The following is a 23,265-nucleotide window of genomic DNA, read 5'->3' on the forward strand; positions in this document are numbered from 1 at the left end:
CTCCTCAGCTCAGGCGCAGGCGACTGGCGCCCACCAACCGGTTATAGATCAAGTACAGCACCACGGTCGCCAGCAGCAACAAACCGCCCAAGGCCGTGGCCATGCCCCAGTTGATGCTGGTGTTGGTGTAGAACGCGACGAAGTAGCTGACCATCTGGTCGTTCGGGCTGCCGAGCAGCGCCGGGGTGATGTAGTAACCAATCGCCAGGATGAACACCAGCAGGCAACCGGCGCCCACCCCGGCGTAGGTCTGCGGAAAGTACACGCGCCAGAAGCTGGCGAACGGATGGCAACCCAGGGAAATCGCCGCGCGCATGTAGGTGGGCGAGATGCCTTTCATCACGCTGTAGATCGGCAGAATCATGAACGGCAACAGGATGTGCACCATCGAGATGTACACCCCGGTGCGGTTGAACACCAACTCCAAAGGCTGATCGATCAGGCCCATGCCCATGAGTGCGCTGTTGATCAGCCCGCCGGACTGCAGCAACACGATCCACGCCGCCACCCGCACCAGAATCGAGGTCCAGAACGGCAGCAGCACCAGAATCATCAGCAGGTTGCTTTTACGGGCTGGCAGGTTGGCCAGCAGGTAGGCCAATGGATACGCCAGCAGCAGGCAGACAAAGGTGATCACCAGGCCCATCCAGAACGTGCGGGCAAAGATGTCCAGGTAGATCGCCTGATCAGGCGTGGCCGGGGCCACTTCGCCGAGGTCGTCAATGCGGTGATCGACCGCCGCCAGCAGGTAGTACGGCGTAAGGCTGCTGGTGTTGCGCCGGATCGCCTGCCAGTACGCCGGATCGCCCCAGCGTTCGTCGAGGCCTTCCAGCGCTTCTTTATAAGAGCCAGGCGCTTCGGTAAACGGCAGCGCCCGCGCGGTTTTGGTCAGCAGGCTACGGTAGCCGGCCAGTTCCATGTTCAAGCGTTTGGACAGGTCGCCCAAGGTCTGGTTTTTGCGCGCTTCGCCCAGGTCTTCGCTGAGCGCCTGGTAGACCGGCTCACCCGGCAGACCACGACCGTCCCAGGTCTTGACCGCCACCACGGTACGCGGCAAACCGCCTACCACTTCCGGGTTGCCGACGCTTTTGTAGAGCAGCGCAACAATCGGCACCAGAAACACCAGCAGCAAAAACAGCACCAGCGGCGCAATCAAGGCCTGGGCCTTCCAGCGGTTGAGCCGCTCGGCACGCGCCAGGCGCTGCTTGAGGGTGGGGCTGGGAATGGCGATAACCATGGCAAACTCCGGAACTTGAAATGAAAGCACTCTGCCCAACACAGCGAATCTCACATGGGAACGGGCTTGTGTGGGAGCGGGCTTGCTCGCGAATGCGGTGGATCAGTCGCCTCAAGTGTTGACTGTCACACTGCATTCGCGAGCAAGCCCGCTCCCACACTTACCGGTTCCCACAGGATTTAGCGGTGTTGCTGGTTACTTGGCCGCCCACGAATTGAAGCGCTGCTCGAGCTGCTCGCCGTTATCCGCCCAGAAGCTCACGTCGATCTGCACCTGGTTGGCGATGTTTTCCGGCGTGGTCGGCATGTCTTTGAGCACATCCTTGGCCAGCAACGGCACGGCCTGGGTGTTGGCCGGGCCGTAGGCGATGTTTTCCGAGTAGGTCTTCTGCTGCTGCGGCTGTACCGAGAAGGCGATGAACTTCTTCGCCGCTTCGGCGCGGTCCTTGGCCAGACCCTTGGGAATGGCCCAGGCATCGAAGTCGTAGATGCCGCCGTTCCACACCACTTTCAGGTTGCTTTCTTTTTGCACGGCAGCAATGCGGCCGTTGTAGGCCGAGCTCATCACCACGTCACCCGAGGCGAGGTACTGCGGCGGTTGTGCGCCGGCCTCCCACCACTGGATCGACGGCTTGAGCTCGTCGAGCTTTTTGAACGCGCGGTCCTGGCCGTCTTTGCCGGCCAGCACTTTGTACACGTCCTTCGGCGCCACGCCGTCGGCCATCAAGGCGAATTCCAGGGTGTATTTGGCGCCTTTGCGCAGGCCGCGCTTGCCCGGGAATTTCTTGGTGTCCCAGAAATCCGCCCAGCTGGTCGGTGCAGTGGTCAGCTTGTCGGCGTTGTAGGCCAGCACGGTGGACCACACAAAGAAGCCCACACCGCACGGCTGGATCGCGCCCTTCACGTAGTCCGCGCTATTGCCGAACAGCTTGGGGTCGAGGGGCTCGAACATGTCTTCGTCGCAGCCACGGGACAGTTCCGGCGATTCCACCTCGACCAGGTCCCAGGACACGCTCTTGGTGTCGACCATGGCTTTGACCTTGGCCATTTCACCGTTGTACTCACCGGCGACGATCTTGCCGTTGCCCGCGCTTTCCCACGGTGCGTAGAAGGCTTTGACCTGGGCCGCCTTGTTCGCGCCGCCAAAGGACACGACCGTCAGGTCCGGGCCTGCCATGGCCTGTGTCGCGCCCATCAAGCCGATGACCAGGGCGGAATATTTAAGGGATCTCAACATTGTTGTTCTCTCCACGTGCAGGGTTGGTGAAGCCATGGGGCGATTAATTCGCCTCTAGAAGTGGGTCGAGTGCGCGAACGTGCTCGACTTGCCAGCCAATCGGTACCACGTCGCCGACCGCCAGGGCTGGGTCCAGCTCGGCAATCGGTTGTTTCACAAAAAAATCGGTCTTGCCGCAGACTTCCAGGCGCACACGCACGTGGTCGCCCAGGTAGATGAACTCGGCCACGCGCCCGGAGAAGCGGTTCACGCAGGATTCGCTGGAGCCATTGAGGCTGACGCGCTCCGGGCGCACCGACAACGTCACCGGCCCGCCGAGCTGGCCGACATTCACCGCCAGCGCCTCGACCTTTTCACCGCGCGCCAGCTCCACCACGCAACGCTCGCCTGTGTGGCTGTGCAGGCGGCCATTGAGGCGATTGTTCTCGCCAATGAAGTTGGCCACAAAGGTGTTTTTCGGTTCTTCGTACAAGGTGCGCGGCGCGGCAATCTGCTGGATCTCGCCCTGGTGGAACACCGCCACGCGGTCGGACATGGTCAGCGCTTCGCCCTGGTCGTGGGTCACGTACACCACGGTGACGCCCAGGCGCTGGTGCAGGTGCTTGATCTCCATCTGCATGTGTTCGCGCAGTTGCTTGTCGAGGGCGCCGAGGGGTTCGTCCATCAGCACCAGTTGGGGTTCGAACACCAGCGCTCGCGCCAAGGCCACGCGCTGTTGCTGGCCGCCGGAGAGTTGCGCCGGGTAACGCTGGGCGAAGGCATCGAGCTGAACCATGCTCAGCACCCGTTTGACCCGCTCGCTGACGTCGGTCTTGCTCAAGCCACGCACCGACAGTGGAAAGGCCAGGTTCTCGGCGACGGTCATGTGCGGGAACAGCGCGTAGTTCTGGAACACCATGCCGATGTCGCGTTTGTGCGGCGGCACGTTGTTGATGGAGCGCCCGGCCAGCAGGATTTCCCCTGCAGTCGGGGTCTCGAAACCGGCGAGCATCATCAGGCTGGTGGTCTTGCCTGAACCGGACGGCCCGAGCAGGGTGAGGAACTCGCCCTTGCGAATCTCCAGGTTGAGGTCTTTGACGATCAGGTTCTCGCCGTCGTAGCTCTTCTGCACGCCACGAAAGCTGACCAGCACATCATTTGAATCCACCTCGCTCATACCCACACCTTTTGTTTTGGACGGCTGTGGCACAAGCGTAGTCCAGGCGCGAGGCCCCGGAAATCGGGGGCCAGGAGAGATTTGCATCAGCAGGATGGAAGGTTCGGGGTAGGGATTGCCCTACACCGATGGCGGGGATGGGACAGGGCCGCTACAAGGGGCTGGCTACAAGCGGCAAGAATGGGCGCGGCGGTATTTTCGCGGTGTCGTTATTGGGCATGCCGCCTGCCACCGATCATTCTCACGCTGCGCGTGGAAATCATCATGGGTCACAACAGTTTGTGTTCCATGGCGTACTTCACCAACTCAGCCAATGAGGTGATGTTGAGCTTTTGCATCAAACGCGCCTTGTGGGTGCTGATGGTCTTGCTGCTCAGCGCCAACTGCTGGGCGATGTCATTGACGTTAGCGCCTTGGGCCAGGCGCTCGAACACCGAGAATTCACGCTCCGACAGCAGCGAATGCAGCGGCCGCGCGTCGGTGAGGCCGACCTCAAAGACCATGCGGTCGGCCAGGTCCGAGTCGATGTAACGCCCGCCCGCCGCGACTTTGCGAATCGCCGTCAGCAGCAGCGCCGGATCACTGTCCTTGGTGGCGTACCCGGCCGCGCCGACTTTCAAGGCGCGGGCGGCCATCTGCGCTTCATCGTGCATCGACAGCACCAGAATCGCCGGCGGATTGTGCAGCGCGCGGATACGCGCAATCGCTTCCAGGCCGTTCACGCCGGGCATCGAGATATCCAGCAACACCACCTCGCACGCGACATGGCGCAAGGTCTCCAGCAATTGCTCGCCATTGCTGGCCTCGCCGACCACCAGCAGGTCTTTGGCCAGGCCGATCAATTGCTTGATGCCTTCACGGACGATGGTGTGGTCTTCGGCTACCAATACGCGAATCACAGGGGCTTCCTCTTGTGGTTATGCATCCAACGGCACCGTGACACTCAAGGTGGTGCCCTCCCCCGGTTCGCTGTGCAGGCTCAGTTGCCCGCCCATCATCAGCACGCGCTCGCGCATACCGACGACGCCAAAGGAGACCGGGCGACCCTGGGTTTCGACGAACCCGACGCCGTCATCGCTGATGGTCAGCCGCAGGTCGGCGCCCTCCACGCTCAAGGTCAGCTCGACAGTATGCGCCTGGGCATGGCGCATCACATTGGTCAGCGCCTCCTGCAGGATGCGGAACAGGCCGATGGCCTTGGCATCGCTCAGGGCCGGCAGGTTTTCCGGGACTTGTACCAGGCAGGGGATGTGGGTGCGGGCCTCGAAGCGCCGGGCTTGCCATTCGATGGCCGAAGCGATGCCGGCGTCAAGAATCGGCGGGCGCAGCGCGGTCGCCACATCGCGTACGAGCTGGAACAACTGCGCGATCAGCCGCTTCATGCTGTTCAAGCGCTCGTTCAGGCCTGGGTCCAGTTGGGCATAGGCCAGCTCGCACATCGAGGTTTCCAGCTTGAGTACCGTGAGCATCTGCCCGAGTTCGTCGTGCACCTCACGGGCGATACGCGCCTTTTCTTCTTCGCGCACGGTTTCCAGGTGGGCCGACAGCTCGCGCAGTTGTGTTTCGCTTTGCTGCAAGGCGGCCACATAACGGCGGCGCTCGGTGACGTCATTCAGGTAGACCACCAGGTATTCGGCATCGGCAAAGCGCAGGAAACTCAACGACACGTCGGCCGGCAGGATGCTGCCGTCGGCGCGCACGCAATCGGTCGCGAAGGTTTGCGGGCCTTCCTCGCTGGCACGCGCGCGCTTCCACACATTGAGCCAGCGGTCCATGTTCAGGGTCGGGTCGAAATCGATCAGCGGTCGCTCGATCAGCGCGCCCGGCCCATAGCCCAGCATGGTTTCGGCGGCGCGGTTGGCGTAACGCACATGGCTGTCCCAATTGACCCACAGGATGCCGACGGTGCTTTGATCGATGGAGAATTGCGTCAGCCGCAAGGCCTCGGCGCCGGCAGCGCGTGCGGCACTTTCTTCACGGGCAGCCAGCAGGTGGTGTTCGAGCACGCGCTGGTGGCGGCGTTGCCAGAACACCACTGCGAGGCTGGCGAGCAAAAACATCGCCAACAGCAGGCTGAGGTTTTGCCACAGGCCCGGCGATTGCGTCAGTTGCGGGTATTTAGGTTGCAGCCAGCGGCTGTGCAATTGGTCGAGGTCGCGGGCCGGTATCGCGCGCAACGCGCTTTGCATGATGCCCGCCAGTTCCGGCCATTCGCGGCGGGTGGCCACGCGCAGCAATTGCGGCAGGCCGATGTCGCCGACCACCGTCAGCCCGGCAAACTCGGCCTCACCGGCCAAGCGGCTCAATTGCGCCTCATCCACCACGGCATAACGCGCCTGCTGGCTCACCAGCAATTGCAGGGCCTGGCGCTCCATGGGCACGCCTTGCAGGTTGAGGTTGGGATAGTTGCTGCGCAGGTAATCGGCCACCGTGCTGGGCATGCGTACGGCAACGCGAGAAAGCTCGTCGAGTTTTTCCAGCTCTACCGCGCCGCCGCCTTCGCGGATGCCGACGATATGCTGGGGCACGCGCATATAAGGGTCGCTGAATAACCACAGGCGCAAGCCGGCCGGTGTTTGCTGCAGGCCGGGGGCGATATCCACCTCGCCGTCGCGCACAGCAGCGTCCAATTGCTCTTGGCTGGGGAAGTTGCGCCAGGTCAGCTCGATGTTCAGCGCCTTGGCCAACCATTGCATCAGCTCGACATTGGCCCCGGACAAGCGCTGCAGGCGCCGATCGTATTGCGCGTACGGCGCCTGCAATACCAGGCCCACGCGCAGCTCCGGATGCTGGGCCAGCCACTCACGCTGCTGCGCATTGAGCGGCGCCTGCGGTATGGCAGGCGCGGGCGCAGCCTTCGCCATCAAGGCAAAGCACAAACCGCCGATAACCAGCAGACAGCGAAAACCCATGATCCACGTCTCACATCACTGACAAATACTGACCAACCCATTAGGCTGCTGGAATCACTTCTGGCCGGGAATTAACGATGCCCTTTATCCACCGTTCGGCACTGCCAGCATTGTGCCTGTCGCTGCTATTTACCAGCGCCTTTTCTGTGCAGGCCGCCGACGCGCCTGCACCCGCCGCCGAAAAACCGGCTGAACGCCAACCCCTGCCCGAGCGCAGCCAGGAAGAAGCCAGCGCCCTGGAGCGTCAGGTTCCGCAACAGGAACAGCAACAATTGCAGGCCGGCAGCGATTCATTCCTGGCCCTGTGGAGGCCGGCCAACAGCGCCGAGCCCGAAGGCGTGGTGATTATCGTACCGGGCGCCGGGGAAAGCGCTGACTGGCCGCAAGCAATCGCACCGTTGCGGCGCAAATTACCCGACGCCAACTGGGCCACGCTGAGCCTGTCGCTGCCGGACGTGAACGTCGACACCTTGCCGCCGCGCGTCCTGGAATCGCCCAAGGCCGCCGTCGATACCAGCAGCAAAGACGGCAGCACCGCGGCCAAACCCATCGAACAAGCCGCCAGCGCCGAAGCCGAAGGCACCGACCCTGCGGTAGTGCCGGGCGCCGATGAACAAGACAAGACCGACGCCAAACGCATCTTCGACCGCATCGATGCCGCCGTTGCCTTTGCCCAGACCCAGAGCGCACGCAGCGTGGTGCTGCTCGGCCACGGCACGGGCGCCTGGTGGGCGGCGCGTTACTTGAGCGAGAAACAACCGTCCCAGGTGCAAAAGCTGGTGATGGTGGCAGGCAAGACGCCGGCGGCCAGGCAGCCAGACCTGCAACAATTGGCCCCGGCGTTGAAGGTGCCAACGGCGGATGTTTTCTACCAGGACGGCGCTCAGGAGCGCAAAAACGCACTGGCCCGCATCCAGGCCGCCAAGCGTGGGAAGAATGCCGGCTATAAACAGGTGTCACTCAAGACCTTGCCCGGCAACAGTTCGGCTGAGCAGGAACAGTTGTATCGGCGGGTTCGCGGGTGGTTGAACCCGCAGACTGCTGCTGAGTAACCTTGATCTGATAACCCAATCAACTGTGGAAACTGGCTTGCCTGCGATAGCGGGCTGTCAGTGACAACTGTTTAGCTGACACACCGCTATCGCCGGCAAGCCAGCGCCCACACGAATGGAGTTGGCAACTCAGGATTTGTGCTGGTTAGCGAAAATCCCGGCGCTCGCGAATCAACGCGTAAGCGTTATGCAGCTCACGGGTTCGCTCGGTCGCTTCGCGCACCTGTGCGGCGCTGGCGCCAGTGCCGGCAATCTTGTCCGGGTGGTGGCGACTGAGCAGGCGGCGATAGGCGCGTTTGATCACACTCGGTTCGCTGGTGGACGTGACCCCCAGAATCCGCATCGCGTCCTGATAGGCGCCCGCGCGATTGGCCAACGGCTTGCGCTCCTGCACGTAATCGGCAGCCAGCGCCTGCAGCTGCTGAGGCGTCCAGCCGAGCCACTTGCCCCACAGGTCGATCAAGTCGCGCTCGGCGTTATCCACCTTGCCGTCCGCCCAGGCCATGCGCCAACAGGCGCGCAGTAAACCCTCTGCGGCATGGGGCTGGGCCTTGAGCACGCGCAGGTAATGGCGCACTCGGTCGGAACCGGACTTGCCTCGATTGAACGCGCTGATCGCCCGGCGCTGGGCCGACTCGGTCATGTCCAGCGCACACATCTCCTGGCGCGCCTGCTGGATATGCCCATCCACCACGCGGCCATTGCTCTTGGCCAGGCGCCCCAACAGCACGAACAGCAGTTCGTCATTGCGCAACGCCGGGCGCCCGCCCAGGCGCTCGCGCAGTTGCGCCCAACTTTGCAGCTGAAGGCGGCGATCCAGCGCCTGCCCCAGCAATGCTCCCAACAAGGCCCCCGGAATACTGGCAATGGCAAAGCCAGCCCCGGCACCGATCAGTGTCCCTGGCCACAACATCTTATTGCCCCGCAGTCAGCAAGGTTTCAACCTGCGCCAGACGCTCCAGCGTGCCGACATCAATCCAGTGTCCCGTCATGTGTTCCCCCGTTACCAGACCTTTGGCCATGGCCGTGCGCAGCAGCGGCGCCAGCTTGAAGGCACCGGCACTGCAACCCGCGAACAATTGAGGGTCGAGCACTGAAATGCCACTGAAGGTCAGGTTATCGGCACCGGGCGCCGCATCATGAAGCAACCCTTGATCCAGGTAGAAATCGCCGCCGGAGGGGTGATGCGCCGGGTTATCCACCATCACCAGATGCGCCAGCCCCTGAAGTGGCCGGCGCAATTGGGTGAAGTCGTAGTCGGTCCAGATATCGCCATTGACCACCAGGAAGGGCTCGTCACCCAGCAACGGCAATGCCTGGAAAATCCCGCCGCCGGTTTCCAGCGGCTCGCCTTCGGCCGAATACTGGATGCGCAGGCCAAACTGCGCACCGTCGCCCAAGTAGCTTTCGATCTGCTGGCCGAGCCACGCATGGTTGATCACGATTTCGCTGAAGCCGGCCTTGGCCAGCGCCTCAAGGTGATACTCGATCAACCGCTTGCCGCCCGCCAGCACCAGGGGTTTGGGCGTGTGCAAGGTCAACGGGCGCATGCGCTCACCCTTGCCGGCCGCCAGGATCATGGCTTTCATACGCTCGCCTCGACAGGTTGGCGCAGGCTGGCAAGCAGTTCGCCCAACTCGGCCAGCTCAGGACGGTCTGCCAGCACCGCTTCTATATAAGCAAAGAAGCGCGGCACGTCCGCCAGGTAGCGTGGCTTGCCGTCGCGATGGCAGATACGCGCGAAAATACCGATCACCTTGAGGTGACGCTGCACGCCCATCAAGTCACTGGCACGCTGGAATTCTTCGAAATCGGCCTGTACCGGAATGCCCAACTGCCCGGCACGCTCCCAATAGCCCCGTTGCCACGCGCGTACGCGCGCTTTCGGCCAACTGAGGAAGGCATCCTTGAACAAGCACGTGATGTCGTAGGTGACCGGGCCGTAGACGGCGTCCTGGAAATCCAACACACCGGGGTTCGGTTCGCTGATCATCAGGTTGCGCGGCATATAGTCGCGATGCACCAGCACTTTAGGCTGGGCCAGGGCGCTGTCGATCAAGTGATCGCTGACGCGCTGCCACAAGGCCTGCTGCTGGGTATCCAACTCGATACCCAAGTGCCGGCGAACGTACCATTCCGGAAACAGTTCCAGCTCGCGGCGCAACAAGGCGACGTCATAGCTGGGCAGCGGCGCGTCCATCGGCAATTGCTGAAAAGCCAGCAATGCATCGATGGCATCGGCGAACAATGGATCGGCGTTTTGCTCGTCAATCACGTCCAGATAGGTTTTTTTGCCCAGGTCATTAAGCAAAAGAAAGCCGCGCGGCAAATCTTCTGCATAAATTTTTGGCACATTTATTCCTGATTTCGCCAGCAAATCAGCGATATCGACGAAAGGTTTGCAGTTTTCCTGGGGGGGTGGCGCATCCATTACGACGAAACTTTGCCCACCGCCTTCCCACCGGAAGTAACGCCTGAAACTCGCGTCGCTGCTGGCCGCGGTCAATGTGGCCGGGGGTACGGCGCCCCAGTCCTGAGCGTTGAAAAGGATCGGCAACTGCTCATCCAGCCAGACTTTCAGCTGTTGTAAACGTAGATCTTGCTCGGGCATTACAAGGGTCTCCGACGGCGCTAGCCGTCAAGCGGGTCATGCTTTATTATCACGCATCTTTTTCAGACCATCGAGAGGCGTGCGGCCCACACCGCGGGCAGATGGCACGCAGGAAGCCCGGACTAATAAGATGGCATTGAAATCCCCCGCGTTTCGTAGAAAATTTCCGTTGCTGGTAACCGGCAGTCTGCTGGCCATGCAACCTTTCGCCACCTCATTCGTGGTCGCCGCGGAACAGTATGACTGCTCAGTCTCTGCTTCGGGTGCCTGGGATTGCGCGCCGAAAACCGCCGCAGCCCCGTTGCCACCACGCCCGGTGCATGACGGCGCAGCCGTCAGCTCGGCCGGCAGCACGGCGCAAGCCAATGCTGACGGCAGCGCCGAGGCCGAACCGAAGACCGCTCTGGTCACCGAAGCCAAGGGCCGTGGCCTGCGTTCGCGCAGCGCCGACTACAGCCACCTGGACTGGGTGCCTCGCGAGAAGCTGACCGCAGCCCAACTGGCTGAAACCGGTCCTTATTGCTCCGGCGCGTACATCGAACCGGTTCGTCCTGGCATGAACGACAAGACGAACAAGAGCGATGCGCCGACCTTCATCGGTGCCAAGGCCTCGCGTTATGAGCAGGAACAACAGGTCGCGACCCTGGCCGGTGACGTTGTCATGCGTCAGGGCAGCATGCAGCTGGAGGCTCAGGAAGCCAGCCTGTATCAGGCCGAGAACCGTGGCGAGCTGAACGGCAACGTGCGTCTGCGCGACAACGGCGCCCTGATCGTGGGCGACCATGCCCAGGTCCAGCTCGACACCGGTGCCGCCCAGATCGACAACGCCGAATACGTGCTGCACAAATCGCGTATCCGCGGTAACGCGCTGTACGCCAAGCGTGCCGAGAACGCGATCATCCGTCTCAAGGACGGTACGTACACCACCTGCGAGCCGGACAGCAACGCCTGGCAGCTCAAAGGCAACAACATCACGTTGAACCCGGCCACCGGCTTCGGTACGGCGACCAACGCGACGTTGCGGGTCAAGAACATTCCGATCCTGTACACCCCGTATATCTATTTCCCGATCGACGACCGTCGTCAATCCGGCTTCCTGCCGCCAAGCTTCAGCACCGGCAGCGAAACCGGCTTTACCCTGGTTACGCCGTACTACTTCAACCTGGCACCGAACTACGATGCCACGTTGTATCCGCAGTACATGACCAAGCGCGGCATGATGGTGGAAGGCGAATTCCGCTACCTCACCAAGTCCAGCGAAGGTCAGTTCGGCGGCGCGTACCTGAACGATGACAGCGACGAGCGTAAAGGTCAGAGCGACTACGAAAAAGACCGTTACATGGTCAACTGGCAGCACAAGGGCGGTCTGGATTCACGTGTAGCGACGCAGGTCGACTACACCAACATCAGCGACCCTTACTTCTTCCAGGATCTGAAGACCTACCAAGAAGGTGTTCAGCCGCGAGACTACGTCAACCAACAGGGTTCCGTAGCTTATCGTGGCGACGATTTCCAGGCGCGCCTGAACCTTCAGGCCTACCAGCTGGCGACGATCTCTCAGATCACTCCGTATGACCGGTTGCCGCAGATCACCTTCAACGGGATGCTGCCATACCACCCGGGTGGCGTGAACTTCACCTACGAGACGGAAGCTGTCCGGTTTGAACGTAGCCTGGAAAAGGGCACCTTCACCGATGAAGATGGCCTGGTTTCGAATCGACTCGACACATTCGTCACAGGCCTGACCCGTGCAAACGGTACTCGTCTGAACGTTGCGCCGGCTGTTGAATACCCGATGAACTGGACCTACGGCTTCATTACGCCGAAGCTCAAGTATGTCTACACCAAGTACGATCTTGACCTGGACAGCACAGGCAAAGACCAGATCATCGCGCAACAGGCGGCAGCGACGGCGGCCAATCCCTATGCCGGCGGCGTGTTCAAGAGCTCTCAAGATCGCGCCATTCCAGTTGCCAGTATCGACAGCGGCCTGTACTTCGACCGCAACACGAACTGGTTCGGCAAAGACTATCGCCAAACCTTGGAACCACGTGCCTACTATCTCTATGTGCCTAACAAGGACCAGAGCGATATCCCGGTATTTGACACCAGTGAATACTCGTTCAGTTACGGCTCACTGTTCCGCGATAACCGCTTCAGCGGCTCCGACCGGATCGGCGACGAGAACAAGCTGTCGTTGGGCGTAACCAGTCGCTGGATCGAAGACAACGGTTTCGAGCGTCAGCGCGTGTCCGTGGGCCAGGCGGTGTACTTCAAGGATCGACAGGTTCAACTTCCAGGCGTCCTTGCGTCCGACCGTGCAGATGCACAGTCTGACGTTTCCCCTATCGCTCTGGAATACGAATACCGCTACAACCGCGACTGGCGCGCAACCGCCGACTACAACTGGGATACCGAGGAGCACAGCGTTCGTTCCGGCAGCGCGATGCTTCACTACCAGCCAGAAGACAACCCGAACAAGATCATCAACGTCGGTTACCGCTACCGCAACGACCAAGTGGTCTACAACCAGCTGACCGGCAAATGGCAGTTTGGTGGCGACTACGGCACCGAGGGGCAGCCGAACTTCATCAAGGATTACTACAAAATCCAGCAACACGATTTCTCGATGATGTGGCCGATCGTTCCGCAGTGGAACCTGATCACCCGCTGGCAGTATGACTATGCCCGCAACCGTACCCTGGAAGCCTTTGGTGGTTTCGAGTACGACAACTGCTGCTGGAAACTGCGCGTCATCAACCGTTACTGGGTTTCCAACGACGAATACAGCCAGATCGCCCCGCTGAACGAAAAGGGTGACCACGGGCTCTTCTTCCAGATCGTCCTTAAAGGACTCGGCGGCCTGACCGGCGCCAAGGTAGAGAGCTTCCTCGACAAAGGCATTCAAGGTTATCGTGAACGTGAAGATCAAGCTTTCTGATTGTCTGCGCCCACTCGTGCTGGGCGCACTGTTCCTGGGGACCGCTTCGGCACACGCTGCGGTTCAACCGCTGGACAAGGTTGTGGCCATCGTCGATAACGACGTGATCATGCAGAGCCAACTCGACCAACGGGTCAAGGAAGTTCAGCAAACCATCGCCAAGCGTGGCGGCGGCGTACCACCTACCAGCGTGCTGGACCCACAGGTTCTGGAGCGCCTGATTGTCGAAAACCTGCAACTGCAGATCGGCGATCGTTCCGGCATCCGTATTTCGGACGAAGAGCTGAACCAGGCGGTCGGTACTATCGCTCAACGCAACAACATGAGCGTTGACCAGTTCCGCGCGGCACTGGCTCACGACGGTTTGTCCTATGAGGACGCCCGTGACCAGATCCGCCGTGAAATGATCATCAGCCGTGTGCGTCAGCGCCGTGTGGCCGAGCGTGTGCAGGTGTCCGAGCAGGAAGTGAAGAACTTCCTGGCATCGGACCTGGGCAAGATGCAGCTCTCCGAAGAACTGCACCTGGCCAACATCCTGATCCCGACGCCTGACAGCGCCAACGCCGAACAGCTCAATGCTGCCGCCGCAAAAACCCAGGCTGTTTATGACCGCCTGAAAGCCGGTGCTGACTTTGCCCAGACGGCAATTGCCGTGTCCGGCAGTGACAACGCTCTGGACGGCGGTGACATGGGCTGGCGTAAAGCTGCTCAACTGCCACCTCCGTTCGACCGTGAGCTGAGTGCGATGAACGTGGGTGACATTACCCAGCCAGCACGTACGCCAGGCGGCTTTATCATCCTCAAGTTGCTCGGCAAGCGCGGCGGCGAGACCTCGCTGAAAGACGAAGTGCACGTTCGTCACATCCTGGTCAAACCAAGCGAGATCCGCACCGAAGCGCAAACCAAGGAACTGGCCCAGAAGATCTATGACCGCATCGAAGGCGGTGAAGACTTCGCCACGCTGGCCAAGAGTTTCTCGGAAGACCCGGGTTCGGCCCTCAACGGTGGCGATCTGAACTGGATCGACCCGAAAGCGCTGGTGCCTGAGTTCCAGGACGTGATGGCCAAGACCCCGCAAGGCGTTCTGTCCAAGCCGTTCAAGACCCAATATGGCTGGCATGTACTGGAAGTCCTTGGCCGTCGCGCCACTGACAACACCACGCAGGCCCGCGAGCAGCAAGCACTGACCGTGTTGCGTAACCGCAAATACGATGAAGAGCTGCAAACCTGGTTGCGTCAGATCCGTGACGAAGCCTACGTGGAAAACAAGCTGCCAGGCGCCGAGCAAACAGGCACCGACCAGGCAGCACAGTGAAACCCCAGCGTTTCGCGGTAACACCCGGCGAGCCGGCCGGCATTGGTCCTGACCTGTGCCTGCTGCTCGCCTCGCACCCTCAGCCACACCCCCTGATTGCCATTACCAGCCGTGACCTGCTCCTTGAGCGGGCCGCGCAGCTGGGTGTGGCCGTTAACCTGCTGGACGTGTCACCGGGCAACTGGCCCGACCTGCCGGCACCTGCGGGCAGCCTGTACGTTTGGGACACTCCGCTTGCCGCCAAGGTGGTTGCCGGGCAACTGAACAAGGCCAATGCGGCCTTTGTACTGGAAACCCTGACGCGCGCCGGTCAAGGCTGCATCGACGGCGACTTCGCCGGCATGATCACCGCGCCGGTACACAAAGGCGTGATCAACGAATCCGGCATCGCCTTTTCCGGCCACACCGAATTCCTCGCCGAGCTGACCCATACCGCTCAAGTGGTGATGATGCTGGCCACACGCGGCCTGCGCGTTGCACTGGTAACGACGCATTTGCCGTTGCGTGATGTGGCCGATGCGATCACCGCCGAGCGCCTGGAGCGCGTCACGCGCATCCTGCACGCTGACCTGCAACAGAAATTCGGCATTGCCCAACCGCGCATCCTGGTCTGTGGGCTCAACCCGCACGCCGGTGAAGGCGGCCATTTGGGCCATGAAGAAATCGACATCATCGAACCGACATTAGAGCGTCTGCGCCAAGAAGGCATGGACCTGCGTGGCCCACTGCCTGCAGACACTCTGTTTACCCCCAAGTATCTGGAGCACTGCGACGCAGTGCTGGCGATGTACCATGACCAGGGGCTGCCCGTGCTGAAATACAAAGGCTTCGGCGCCGCAGTCAACGTGACACTGGGCCTGCCGATCATCCGTACTTCCGTGGACCATGGCACTGCCCTGGACCTGGCGGGCAGCGGCAAGATCGATACCGGCAGCCTGCACGTGGCCCTGGAAACCGCCTATCAGATGGCCGAGACCCGTATATGACTGAGCATTACCAACACCGGGCGCGCAAGCGCTTCGGGCAAAACTTCCTGCACGACGCTGGCGTAATCGACCGCATCCTGCGCTCCATCCACGCCAAGCCGGAAGACCGCCTGCTGGAAATCGGCCCGGGCCAGGGCGCCTTGACCCAAGGCCTGTTGGCCAGTGGCGGGCAACTGGACGTGGTGGAGCTGGACAAGGACTTGATCCCGATCCTCAACCAGCAGTTTGCCGACAAACCCAATTTCAACCTGCACCAGGGCGATGCGCTGAAGTTCGACTTCAACAGCCTCAACGCTGCGCCCAGCAGCCTGCGGGTGGTGGGCAACCTGCCGTACAACATCTCCACGCCGCTGATTTTTCACCTGCTGAACAACGCAGGAATCATCCGCGACATGCACTTCATGCTGCAAAAAGAAGTGGTTGAGCGTTTGGCGGCGGGCCCTGGTGGTGGTGATTGGGGCCGTCTGTCGATCATGGTTCAGTACCACTGCCGCGTAGAGCACCTGTTCAACGTTGGCCCTGGCGCGTTCAACCCGCCGCCGAAGGTCGACTCGGCCATCGTGCGCCTGGTGCCTCACGCCGTGCTGCCGCACCCGGCCAAGGATCACAAACTGCTGGAGCGCGTGGTACGCGAGGCGTTCAACCAACGCCGCAAAACCCTGCGCAACACGCTCAAGGCCCTGCTCAGCAATGCCGAAATCGAAGCCGCCGGCGTCGATGGCAGCCTGCGCCCCGAGCAACTGGACCTGGCCGCGTTTGTGCGCCTGGCTGATCAGCTTGCGATCCAGCCCGCGCCGACCGTGGAATAAGCTGTAACTCGATACAAATGTGGGAGCGGGCTTGTCCGCGATGGCGGTGCATCAGTTACACATTCAGTGACTGACACTGCGCATTCGCGGGCAAGCCCGTTCCCACATTTGCTCAGCGTTATACCGATAACGCTTGCCAGCTGCCCGACACATGTCTGGCCTAGTGCCCTCCTCATGGCCTAGACTGATCCGCATCTGCTGTCCTCCGCTTTTGCTTTTAAGGCCTCTTGCATGTCCGATCCTCGCTACCAGATCGACGTCAGCGTCGTCACCCGCTTCCTGGCGGACCAATCGCAACCCGAACACAACCGTTTCGCCTTTGCCTACACCATCACGGTGAAGAACAACGGGCAGGTGCCGGCCAAGCTGCTGTCGCGCCACTGGGTAATCACCGACGGTGACGGCCAGGTCGAGGAAGTGCGCGGCGCCGGCGTGGTTGGCCAGCAACCGTTGATCGACATCGGCGCCAGCCATACGTATAGCAGTGGCACAGTGATGACCTCCAAAGTCGGCACCATGCAGGGCACTTATCAGATGAAAGCCACTGACGGCAAACTGTTCGACGCTGTCATCGCGCCCTTCCGCCTCGCCGTGCCGGGAGCCCTGCACTGATGACGACGTACGCGGTCGGCGACCTGCAAGGCTGCCTGGAACCCCTCAAGTGCTTGCTGGAGCGAGTTGCCTTCAACCCGGCGAGCGACCGCCTGTGGTTAGTGGGTGACCTGGTCAATCGTGGGCCCGAATCCCTGCAAACCCTGCGCTACTTATATAGCCTGCGTGATTCCCTGGTCTGCGTCCTGGGCAACCACGACCTGCACCTGCTGGCGGCCGGCAATAACATCGAGCGCTTGAAAAAAGGCGACACGCTGCGCGAGATCCTCGAAGCGCCGGATCGCACCGAGCTGCTGGAGTGGCTGCGTCGGCAAAAGCTCATGCATTACGACGAAGGCCGCAACATGGCTTTGGTCCATGCGGGCATCCCGCCCCAGTGGACGGTGAAAAAAGCCCTCAAGTGCGCTGCCGAAGTCGAGAGCGCCCTGGCCGATGACAACCTCTACACCGCCTTTCTTGACGGCATGTACGGCAATGAGCCGGTCAAGTGGGACAACGACCTTACCGGCGTGGCCCGCCTGCGCGTGATCACCAACTACTTCACCCGCATGCGCTTTTGCACCGCCGAAGGCAAGCTGGACCTCAAGAGCAAGGAAGGCGCCGACACCGCCCTGCCCGGCTACAAACCCTGGTTCGCCCACAAGGAGCGCAAGACCCGTGACACGAAGATCATCTTCGGCCACTGGGCGGCCCTGGAAGGCAAATGTGATGAACCCGGCGTGTTCGCCCTCGACACCGGCTGCGTGTGGGGCGGCGCCATGACCCTGATGAACATCGACACCGGCGAGCGCCTGAGCTGCCAGTGCGAATCCCCCCTTTCTGTGACACAGCCGGCCGCCAAGCCATAGGAGCCCGCCATGAGCGAATTCAAACGTATCCCTCCCGAACAAGCCCAGGCGCTGCGCGAGCAAGGCGCGGTGGTGGTCGACATCCGCGATCAGCCGACGTATGCCGCCGCGCACATCAGCGGTGCGCAACATTTGGATAACACCAACATTGCCGACTTCATCCGTGCCGCCGACCTCGACGCGCCGGTGATCGTCGCCTGCTACCACGGCAACTCCAGCCAGAGCGCGGCCGCCTACCTGATCAGCCAGGGCTTCTCTGACGTGTATAGCCTGGACGGCGGCTTTGAGCTGTGGCGTGCGACCTATCCTGCAGAAATTGCCTCAGGCGATTCGCAATAATTTTTTTCACACCCCGCTACCCCGCGTGACGCTTGGGCTCGCGCCGTTTCTGACGAACGGCGCAGCCAAACTAATTACGTATCCCACCTTGACCTCCCGGATTCCGAACTATCCTTAAGCGCAGGCCATCCGAATCAGGGGAGAGCCGGTACACCGGCGTGCGGGTCATCGGTAGCGTTTCAGGGTGTTTGGGGGGAAAACGGCCATTGGTTGATCACCAATGACTGCCAGCATCGACTGATTGACCCGGCGTCGGCTCCACGTATCGAGCGAGGTGACGACGTCATGAGTATCTTTAGCCACTTCCAACAACGCTTCGCGTCCACACAGCAGGAAGAACTCACGCTGCAAGAGTATCTCGAGCTGTGCAAGCAGGACCGCAGTACCTACGCGTCTGCCGCCGAACGTCTGCTATTGGCGATTGGTGAGCCGGAGCTGGTGGAAACCGCGAATAATTCGCGCCTGTCGCGAATATTTTCCAACAAGGTGATCCGCCGCTATCCGGCCTTTGAAGACTTCCACGGCATGGAAGAATGCATCGACCAGATCGTCTCCTACTTCCGCCACGCCGCCCAAGGCCTGGAAGAGAAGAAACAAATCCTCTACCTGCTCGGCCCCGTCGGCGGCGGTAAGTCGTCTCTGGCTGAAAAGCTCAAACAGCTGATCGAGAAGGTGCCCTTCTACGCGATCAAGGGCTCGCCGGTCTTCGAGTCGCCTCTGGGCCTGTTCAACGCCACGGAAGATGGCGCGATCCTCGAGGAAGACTTTGGCATTCCACGGCGCTACCTCAACACCATCATGTCGCCTTGGGCCACCAAGCGCCTGGCCGAGTTTGGCGGTGACATCAGCCAGTTCCGCGTGGTGAAACTCTACCCGTCGATCCTCAATCAGATCGGCGTGGCAAAAACCGAACCGGGCGATGAGAACAACCAGGACATCTCGGCGCTGGTGGGTAAGGTCGATATCCGCAAACTCGAAGAATTCCCGCAGAACGACGCCGACGCCTATAGCTACTCGGGCGCGCTGTGCCGGGCCAACCAGGGCCTGATGGAATTCGTGGAGATGTTCAAGGCGCCGATCAAGGTGCTGCACCCACTGCTGACCGCCACCCAGGAAGGCAACTACAACAGTACCGAAGGCCTGGGCGCGATCCCGTTCACCGGGATTCTGCTGGCCCACTCCAACGAATCGGAATGGCACACCTTCCGCAACAACAAGAACAACGAAGCCTTCATCGACCGGATCTACATCGTCAAGGTGCCCTACTGCCTGCGCGTCAGCGATGAGATCAAGATCTACGACAAGCTGTTGTTCAACAGCTCGCTGGCCAAGGCGCATTGCGCGCCCGATACCTTGAAGATGCTCGCCCAGTTCACCGTGCTGTCACGCCTCAAAGAGCCGGAGAACTCGAATATCTACTCGAAGATGCGCGTGTACGACGGCGAAAACCTCAAGGACACCGACCCCAAGGCCAAGTCGATTCAGGAATACCGCGACACCGCAGGCGTGGACGAGGGCATGAACGGCCTATCCACTCGTTTCGCGTTCAAGATCCTGTCCAAGGTCTTCAACTTCGACCCGCACGAAATCGCGGCCAACCCGGTGCATCTGCTCTACGTGCTGGAACAGCAGATCGAACAGGAGCAATTCCAGGCCGAAACCCGCGAGCGCTACCTGCGCTTCCTCAAGGAATACCTGGCGCCGCGCTATATCGAGTTCATCGGCAAGGAAATCCAGACCGCCTACCTGGAGTCCTACAGCGAATACGGCCAGAACATCTTCGACCGCTACGTGCTGTATGCGGACTTCTGGATTCAGGACCAGGAATACCGCGATCCGGAAACCGGCGAAATCCTCAATCGCGTTGCCCTCAACGAGGAGCTGGAGAAGATCGAAAAACCCGCCGGCATCAGCAATCCGAAGGATTTCCGCAACGAAATCGTCAACTTCGTGCTGCGCGCCCGCGCCAACAACAACGGCAAGAACCCAACCTGGCTCAGCTACGAGAAGCTTCGGGTGGTCATCGAGAAGAAAATGTTCTCGAACACCGAGGATCTGCTGCCGGTCATCAGCTTCAACGCCAAGGCCAGCAAGGAGGACCAGCAAAAACACAACGACTTCGTCACTCGAATGGTCGAGCGTGGCTACACCGACAAACAGGTACGGCTGCTCTCCGAGTGGTACCTGCGGGTTCGTAAATCACAGTAAGGCAGCGACAGGCGTGTACTGCCGGGCCTTTGGCCTGGCAGCTGACCGCTTGTCTCTAAGCTTCCAGCTCGCGGCTTGAAGCTTGTAACGTGAAGCTGCCCGGAGGGCTCCCCATGAGCTATGTGATCGACCGACGCCTCAATGGCAAGAACAAGAGCACGGTAAACCGCCAGCGTTTCCTGCGGCGTTACCGTGACCACATCAAAAAGGCCGTTGAAGAGGCCGTCAGCCGCCGCTCCATCACCGACATGGAGCATGGCGAGCAAATCAGTATTCCCGGACGCGACATTGACGAACCGGTGCTGCACCACGGTCGCGGCGGCAAGCAGACCGTCGTGCACCCCGGCAACAAGGAGTTCACCACCGGCGAACATATCCAGCGCCCCCAAGGCGGTGGCGGCGGTAAAGGCCCAGGCAAGGCGGGCAATTCCGGCGAAGGCATGGACGAGTTTGTGTTCCAGATCACCCAGGAGGAATTCCTGGAGTTCATGTTCGAAGACCTGGAGCTGCCCAACCTGGTCAAACGCAACCTGACCGGCACCGACACCTTCAAGACCGTTCGCGCCGGCATCAGCAACGAAGGCAACCCGTCCAGGATCAACATCATCCGCACCTTGCGCTCGGCCCATGCCCGGCGTATCGCGCTGTCAGGCAGCAGCCGCGCCAAATTGAAACAAGCGAAGGAAGAGTTGGCGCGCTTAAAACGCGAAGAACCAGACAACTTCGGCGATATCCAGGCCATCGAGGCAGAAATAGAGAAACTCAGCGCGCGCATTCACCGCGTGCCTTTCCTCGACACCTTCGACTTGAAATACAACCTGCTGGTCAAACAACCCAACCCCAGCTCCAAGGCCGTGATGTTTTGCCTGATGGACGTGTCCGGTTCGATGACCCAGGCGACCAAGGACATCGCCAAGCGCTTTTTCATCCTGCTGTACCTGTTTCTCAAGCGGAACTACGACAAGATCGACGTGGTGTTCATCCGCCATCACACCAGCGCCCGGGAAGTGGATGAAGAGGAGTTTTTCTACTCGCGGGAAACCGGCGGCACCATCGTGTCCAGTGCGTTGAAGTTGATGCAGGAGATCATGGCCGAGCGCTATCCGGCCAATGAATGGAATATCTACGCGGCTCAGGCGTCCGACGGCGACAACTGGAACGACGACTCGCCGATCTGCCGCGATATCCTGATCAACCAGATCATGCCGTTTGTGCAGTACTACACGTACGTCGAAATTACTCCCCGTGAGCACCAAGCCCTGTGGTTCGAATATGAGCGTATCGGTGAAGCCTTTGCCGACACTTTCGCCCAACAGCAACTGGTCTCGGCCGGCGATATCTACCCGGTCTTCCGTGAACTCTTCCAGCGCAGGTTAGTGACATGACCGCCAAAAAAGAGCATAAGCGCCAACCCATTTCCACCGGCTCCGAGTGGACCTTTGAACTGATCCAGGCCTATGACCGGGAAATCAGCCGTATCGCGGCGGGTTATGCCCTGGACACCTACCCCAACCAGATCGAAGTGATTACCGCCGAACAGATGATGGATGCCTACGCCTCAGTCGGCATGCCCTTGGGTTATCACCATTGGTCCTACGGCAAACACTTCCTGAGTACGGAGAAGTCCTACACACGCGGCCAGATGGGCCTGGCCTACGAGATCGTCATCAACTCCGACCCGTGCATCGCCTACCTGATGGAAGAAAACACCATCTGCATGCAGGCGTTGGTGGTTGCCCATGCGTGCTACGGGCACAACAGCTTTTTCAAGGGCAATTACCTGTTCCGCACCTGGACCGATGCCAGTTCGATCATCGATTACCTGGTGTTCGCCAAGCAGTACATCATGCAATGCGAGGAACGCCACGGCATCGACGCGGTTGAGGACCTGCTCGACTCCTGCCATGCGCTGATGAACTACGGCGTTGACCGCTACAAACGCCCGTACCCGATTTCTGCCGAGGAAGAACGCCTGCGCCAGAAGGAGCGCGAGGAGCACCTGCAGAAGCAGATCAACGACCTGTGGCGCACCATTCCGAAGAAAACCGGGAAAAACAGCGATAAAGACAATGCACGCTTCCCCGCCGAACCTCAGGAAAACATCCTGTATTTCCTGGAAAAACACGCGCCGCTGCTGGAGCCGTGGCAGCGCGAAATCGTGCGTATTGTGCGCAAAATCGCCCAATATTTTTATCCACAGCGCCAGACCCAGGTGATGAACGAAGGCTGGGCGACGTTCTGGCACTACACCTTGATGAATGACCTGTACGACGAAGGCCTCGTCACTGACGGCTTCATGATGGAGTTCCTCACCTCCCATACCAGCGTGGTGTTCCAACCCGGCTTCGACAGCCCGTACTACAGCGGCATCAACCCCTATGCACTGGGCTTTGCCATGTACCGCGACATCCGGCGCATGTGCGAACACCCCACCGAAGAGGATCGCCGCTGGTTCCCGGAAATCGCCGGCAGCGATTGGTTGTCGACCATCAAGTTCGCCATGAGCAGCTTCAAGGACGAGAGCTTCATCCTGCAGTACCTGTCACCCCAAGTGATTCGCGACCTCAAACTGTTCAGCATCATGGACGACGACCTCAAGGACGACCTGCTGGTGCCGGCCATTCACGACGAGCCCGGCTACCGCACCATCCGCGAGACATTGGCGGCGCAATACAACCTGGGCAACCGCGAGCCCAATGTGCAGATCTACAGCATCGATGTGCGCGGCGACCGCTCGCTGACCCTGCGTCATCAGCAGCACGACCGCAAACCCTTGGGCGAATCCACTGAGGAGGTACTCAAGCACCTGCATCGGTTGTGGGGCTTCGATATTCACCTGGAAACCCTGCAGGGCGACCAGGTGATGAAGACTCACCATGTGCCACCGCGCAGCGATCACAGCGACAACGACTACGGCCGCCTGGACCTGGCCGTCGTTCATCTCTGAAACAGCAAAGCCTCCATTGGTCAGGCACAGGCGGTATCCTGTGCCGCTAATGGAGG

At 60.7% G+C, this 23,265-nt stretch carries 19 protein-coding genes; 11 read left to right on the plus strand and 8 right to left on the minus strand.

Annotated elements, in window-relative coordinates:
• Window positions 1-4: 4 nt before the first annotated feature.
• The 5 genes from AC19YS_RS22525 to AC19YS_RS22545 form a co-directional block, all read right to left on the minus strand.
• A complete protein-coding gene (locus tag AC19YS_RS22525; protein WP_106575508.1) occupies window positions 5-1,237 on the minus strand; it encodes an ABC transporter permease in 1,233 nt (410 codons plus the stop codon).
• Between the two features lie 195 nt (window positions 1,238-1,432).
• Window positions 1,433-2,473, minus strand: coding sequence for an ABC transporter substrate-binding protein (locus AC19YS_RS22530; protein WP_119737694.1), 1,041 nt, complete (start codon window positions 2,471-2,473; stop codon window positions 1,433-1,435).
• Window positions 2,474-2,516: 43 nt separating this feature from the next.
• Window positions 2,517-3,629, minus strand: coding sequence for an ABC transporter ATP-binding protein (locus AC19YS_RS22535; RefSeq protein WP_106575510.1), 1,113 nt, complete (start codon window positions 3,627-3,629; stop codon window positions 2,517-2,519).
• Window positions 3,630-3,898: 269 nt separating this feature from the next.
• A complete protein-coding gene (locus AC19YS_RS22540) occupies window positions 3,899-4,528 on the minus strand; it encodes a response regulator (RefSeq protein ID WP_500602693.1) in 630 nt (209 codons plus the stop codon).
• An 18-nt stretch (window positions 4,529-4,546) separates the two neighbouring features.
• Window positions 4,547-6,541 (minus strand): PAS domain-containing sensor histidine kinase, encoded by a 1,995-nt coding sequence (locus tag AC19YS_RS22545; RefSeq protein ID WP_500602694.1) that lies wholly within the window; start codon window positions 6,539-6,541, stop codon window positions 4,547-4,549.
• 77 nt (window positions 6,542-6,618) lie between these two features.
• On the opposite strand from AC19YS_RS22545, the gene AC19YS_RS22550 reads away from it, so the two are divergent.
• Entirely contained in the window at window positions 6,619-7,593 is a 975-nt protein-coding gene (locus tag AC19YS_RS22550) for an alpha/beta hydrolase family protein (RefSeq protein WP_500602695.1), read from the plus strand.
• Window positions 7,594-7,738: 145 nt separating this feature from the next.
• On the opposite strand, the gene AC19YS_RS22555 is transcribed toward AC19YS_RS22550, so the two are convergent.
• Genes AC19YS_RS22555 through AC19YS_RS22565 form a run of 3 tightly spaced genes read right to left on the minus strand, consistent with a single transcriptional unit; the run spans window position 7,739 to window position 10,204 of the window.
• The gene (locus tag AC19YS_RS22555; RefSeq protein WP_500602696.1) at window positions 7,739-8,506 is read right to left on the minus strand and encodes a TerB family tellurite resistance protein; all 768 of its coding nucleotides are present in this window, start codon (window positions 8,504-8,506) and stop codon (window positions 7,739-7,741) included.
• A gap of 1 nt (window position 8,507) precedes the next feature.
• Window positions 8,508-9,182: an N-acetylmuramate alpha-1-phosphate uridylyltransferase MurU gene (murU, locus tag AC19YS_RS22560; RefSeq protein WP_200625591.1), complete on the minus strand. Its 675-nt coding sequence runs from the start codon at window positions 9,180-9,182 to the stop codon at window positions 8,508-8,510.
• Window positions 9,179-10,204 carry an aminoglycoside phosphotransferase family protein gene (locus tag AC19YS_RS22565; RefSeq protein ID WP_106575516.1) on the minus strand — a complete coding sequence of 342 codons (1,026 nt, stop codon included), beginning with the start codon at window positions 10,202-10,204 and terminating at the stop codon, window positions 9,179-9,181. The genes murU and AC19YS_RS22565 overlap by 4 nt, the downstream gene beginning before the upstream one ends.
• Before the next feature lie 130 nt (window positions 10,205-10,334).
• Between AC19YS_RS22565 and AC19YS_RS22570 the strand changes: the two genes are divergently transcribed.
• The 10 genes from AC19YS_RS22570 (at window position 10,335) to AC19YS_RS22615 (ending at window position 23,209) form a co-directional block, all read left to right on the plus strand.
• Complete coding sequence (locus AC19YS_RS22570) at window positions 10,335-13,145, plus strand: LPS-assembly protein LptD (protein WP_200625592.1); 2,811 nt, start codon at window positions 10,335-10,337, stop codon at window positions 13,143-13,145.
• On the plus strand, window positions 13,120-14,460 hold the full coding sequence (locus AC19YS_RS22575; protein WP_119737679.1) for a peptidylprolyl isomerase: 1,341 nt from the start codon (window positions 13,120-13,122) through the stop codon (window positions 14,458-14,460). The genes AC19YS_RS22570 and AC19YS_RS22575 overlap by 26 nt, the downstream gene beginning before the upstream one ends.
• The gene (pdxA, locus tag AC19YS_RS22580) at window positions 14,457-15,446 is read left to right on the plus strand and encodes a 4-hydroxythreonine-4-phosphate dehydrogenase PdxA (RefSeq protein WP_200625593.1); all 990 of its coding nucleotides are present in this window, start codon (window positions 14,457-14,459) and stop codon (window positions 15,444-15,446) included. The genes AC19YS_RS22575 and pdxA overlap by 4 nt, the downstream gene beginning before the upstream one ends.
• Window positions 15,443-16,255: a 16S rRNA (adenine(1518)-N(6)/adenine(1519)-N(6))-dimethyltransferase RsmA gene (gene rsmA / locus AC19YS_RS22585; protein ID WP_106575520.1), complete on the plus strand. Its 813-nt coding sequence runs from the start codon at window positions 15,443-15,445 to the stop codon at window positions 16,253-16,255. Before pdxA ends, rsmA begins: the two co-directional genes overlap by 4 nt.
• A gap of 231 nt (window positions 16,256-16,486) precedes the next feature.
• Entirely contained in the window at window positions 16,487-16,867 is a 381-nt protein-coding gene (apaG, locus tag AC19YS_RS22590) for a Co2+/Mg2+ efflux facilitator ApaG/CorD (RefSeq protein WP_106575521.1), read from the plus strand.
• Window positions 16,867-17,715 carry a symmetrical bis(5'-nucleosyl)-tetraphosphatase gene (locus AC19YS_RS22595; protein WP_124418588.1) on the plus strand — a complete coding sequence of 283 codons (849 nt, stop codon included), beginning with the start codon at window positions 16,867-16,869 and terminating at the stop codon, window positions 17,713-17,715. The genes apaG and AC19YS_RS22595 overlap by 1 nt, the downstream gene beginning before the upstream one ends.
• 9 nt (window positions 17,716-17,724) lie before the next feature.
• Window positions 17,725-18,054 carry a thiosulfate sulfurtransferase GlpE gene (glpE, locus tag AC19YS_RS22600; protein ID WP_106575523.1) on the plus strand — a complete coding sequence of 110 codons (330 nt, stop codon included), beginning with the start codon at window positions 17,725-17,727 and terminating at the stop codon, window positions 18,052-18,054.
• A 285-nt stretch (window positions 18,055-18,339) separates the two neighbouring features.
• A complete protein-coding gene (locus tag AC19YS_RS22605) occupies window positions 18,340-20,262 on the plus strand; it encodes a PrkA family serine protein kinase (protein ID WP_003194732.1) in 1,923 nt (640 codons plus the stop codon).
• A 113-nt stretch (window positions 20,263-20,375) separates the two neighbouring features.
• Window positions 20,376-21,647 (plus strand): YeaH/YhbH family protein, encoded by a 1,272-nt coding sequence (locus AC19YS_RS22610; RefSeq protein WP_106575524.1) that lies wholly within the window; start codon window positions 20,376-20,378, stop codon window positions 21,645-21,647.
• Window positions 21,644-23,209, plus strand: coding sequence for a SpoVR family protein (locus AC19YS_RS22615; protein ID WP_106575525.1), 1,566 nt, complete (start codon window positions 21,644-21,646; stop codon window positions 23,207-23,209). The genes AC19YS_RS22610 and AC19YS_RS22615 overlap by 4 nt, the downstream gene beginning before the upstream one ends.
• Window positions 23,210-23,265 lie beyond the last annotated feature (56 nt).

This window comes from Pseudomonas sp. MF08831 (assembly GCF_059862645.1).

What these genes read in the sequence shown, in the direction of transcription:
- AC19YS_RS22595 (WP_124418588.1), top strand. Translation starts at nt 16,867, where the DNA reads ATGACGACGTACGCGGTCGGCGACCTGCAAGGCTGCCTGGAACCCCTC.
- AC19YS_RS22535 (WP_106575510.1), bottom strand. Translation starts at nt 3,629, where the DNA reads ATGAGCGAGGTGGATTCAAATGATGTGCTGGTCAGCTTTCGTGGCGTG.
- AC19YS_RS22565 (WP_106575516.1), bottom strand. Translation starts at nt 10,204, where the DNA reads ATGCCCGAGCAAGATCTACGTTTACAACAGCTGAAAGTCTGGCTGGAT.
- murU (WP_200625591.1), bottom strand. Translation starts at nt 9,182, where the DNA reads ATGAAAGCCATGATCCTGGCGGCCGGCAAGGGTGAGCGCATGCGCCCG.
- AC19YS_RS22605 (WP_003194732.1), top strand. Translation starts at nt 18,340, where the DNA reads ATGAGTATCTTTAGCCACTTCCAACAACGCTTCGCGTCCACACAGCAG.
- AC19YS_RS22610 (WP_106575524.1), top strand. Translation starts at nt 20,376, where the DNA reads ATGAGCTATGTGATCGACCGACGCCTCAATGGCAAGAACAAGAGCACG.
- rsmA (WP_106575520.1), top strand. Translation starts at nt 15,443, where the DNA reads ATGACTGAGCATTACCAACACCGGGCGCGCAAGCGCTTCGGGCAAAAC.
- glpE (WP_106575523.1), top strand. Translation starts at nt 17,725, where the DNA reads ATGAGCGAATTCAAACGTATCCCTCCCGAACAAGCCCAGGCGCTGCGC.
- apaG (WP_106575521.1), top strand. Translation starts at nt 16,487, where the DNA reads ATGTCCGATCCTCGCTACCAGATCGACGTCAGCGTCGTCACCCGCTTC.
- AC19YS_RS22555 (WP_500602696.1), bottom strand. Translation starts at nt 8,506, where the DNA reads ATGTTGTGGCCAGGGACACTGATCGGTGCCGGGGCTGGCTTTGCCATT.
- AC19YS_RS22525 (WP_106575508.1), bottom strand. Translation starts at nt 1,237, where the DNA reads ATGGTTATCGCCATTCCCAGCCCCACCCTCAAGCAGCGCCTGGCGCGT.
- AC19YS_RS22545 (WP_500602694.1), bottom strand. Translation starts at nt 6,541, where the DNA reads ATGGGTTTTCGCTGTCTGCTGGTTATCGGCGGTTTGTGCTTTGCCTTG.
- AC19YS_RS22615 (WP_106575525.1), top strand. Translation starts at nt 21,644, where the DNA reads ATGACCGCCAAAAAAGAGCATAAGCGCCAACCCATTTCCACCGGCTCC.
- AC19YS_RS22550 (WP_500602695.1), top strand. Translation starts at nt 6,619, where the DNA reads ATGCCCTTTATCCACCGTTCGGCACTGCCAGCATTGTGCCTGTCGCTG.
- AC19YS_RS22570 (WP_200625592.1), top strand. Translation starts at nt 10,335, where the DNA reads ATGGCATTGAAATCCCCCGCGTTTCGTAGAAAATTTCCGTTGCTGGTA.
- AC19YS_RS22530 (WP_119737694.1), bottom strand. Translation starts at nt 2,473, where the DNA reads ATGTTGAGATCCCTTAAATATTCCGCCCTGGTCATCGGCTTGATGGGC.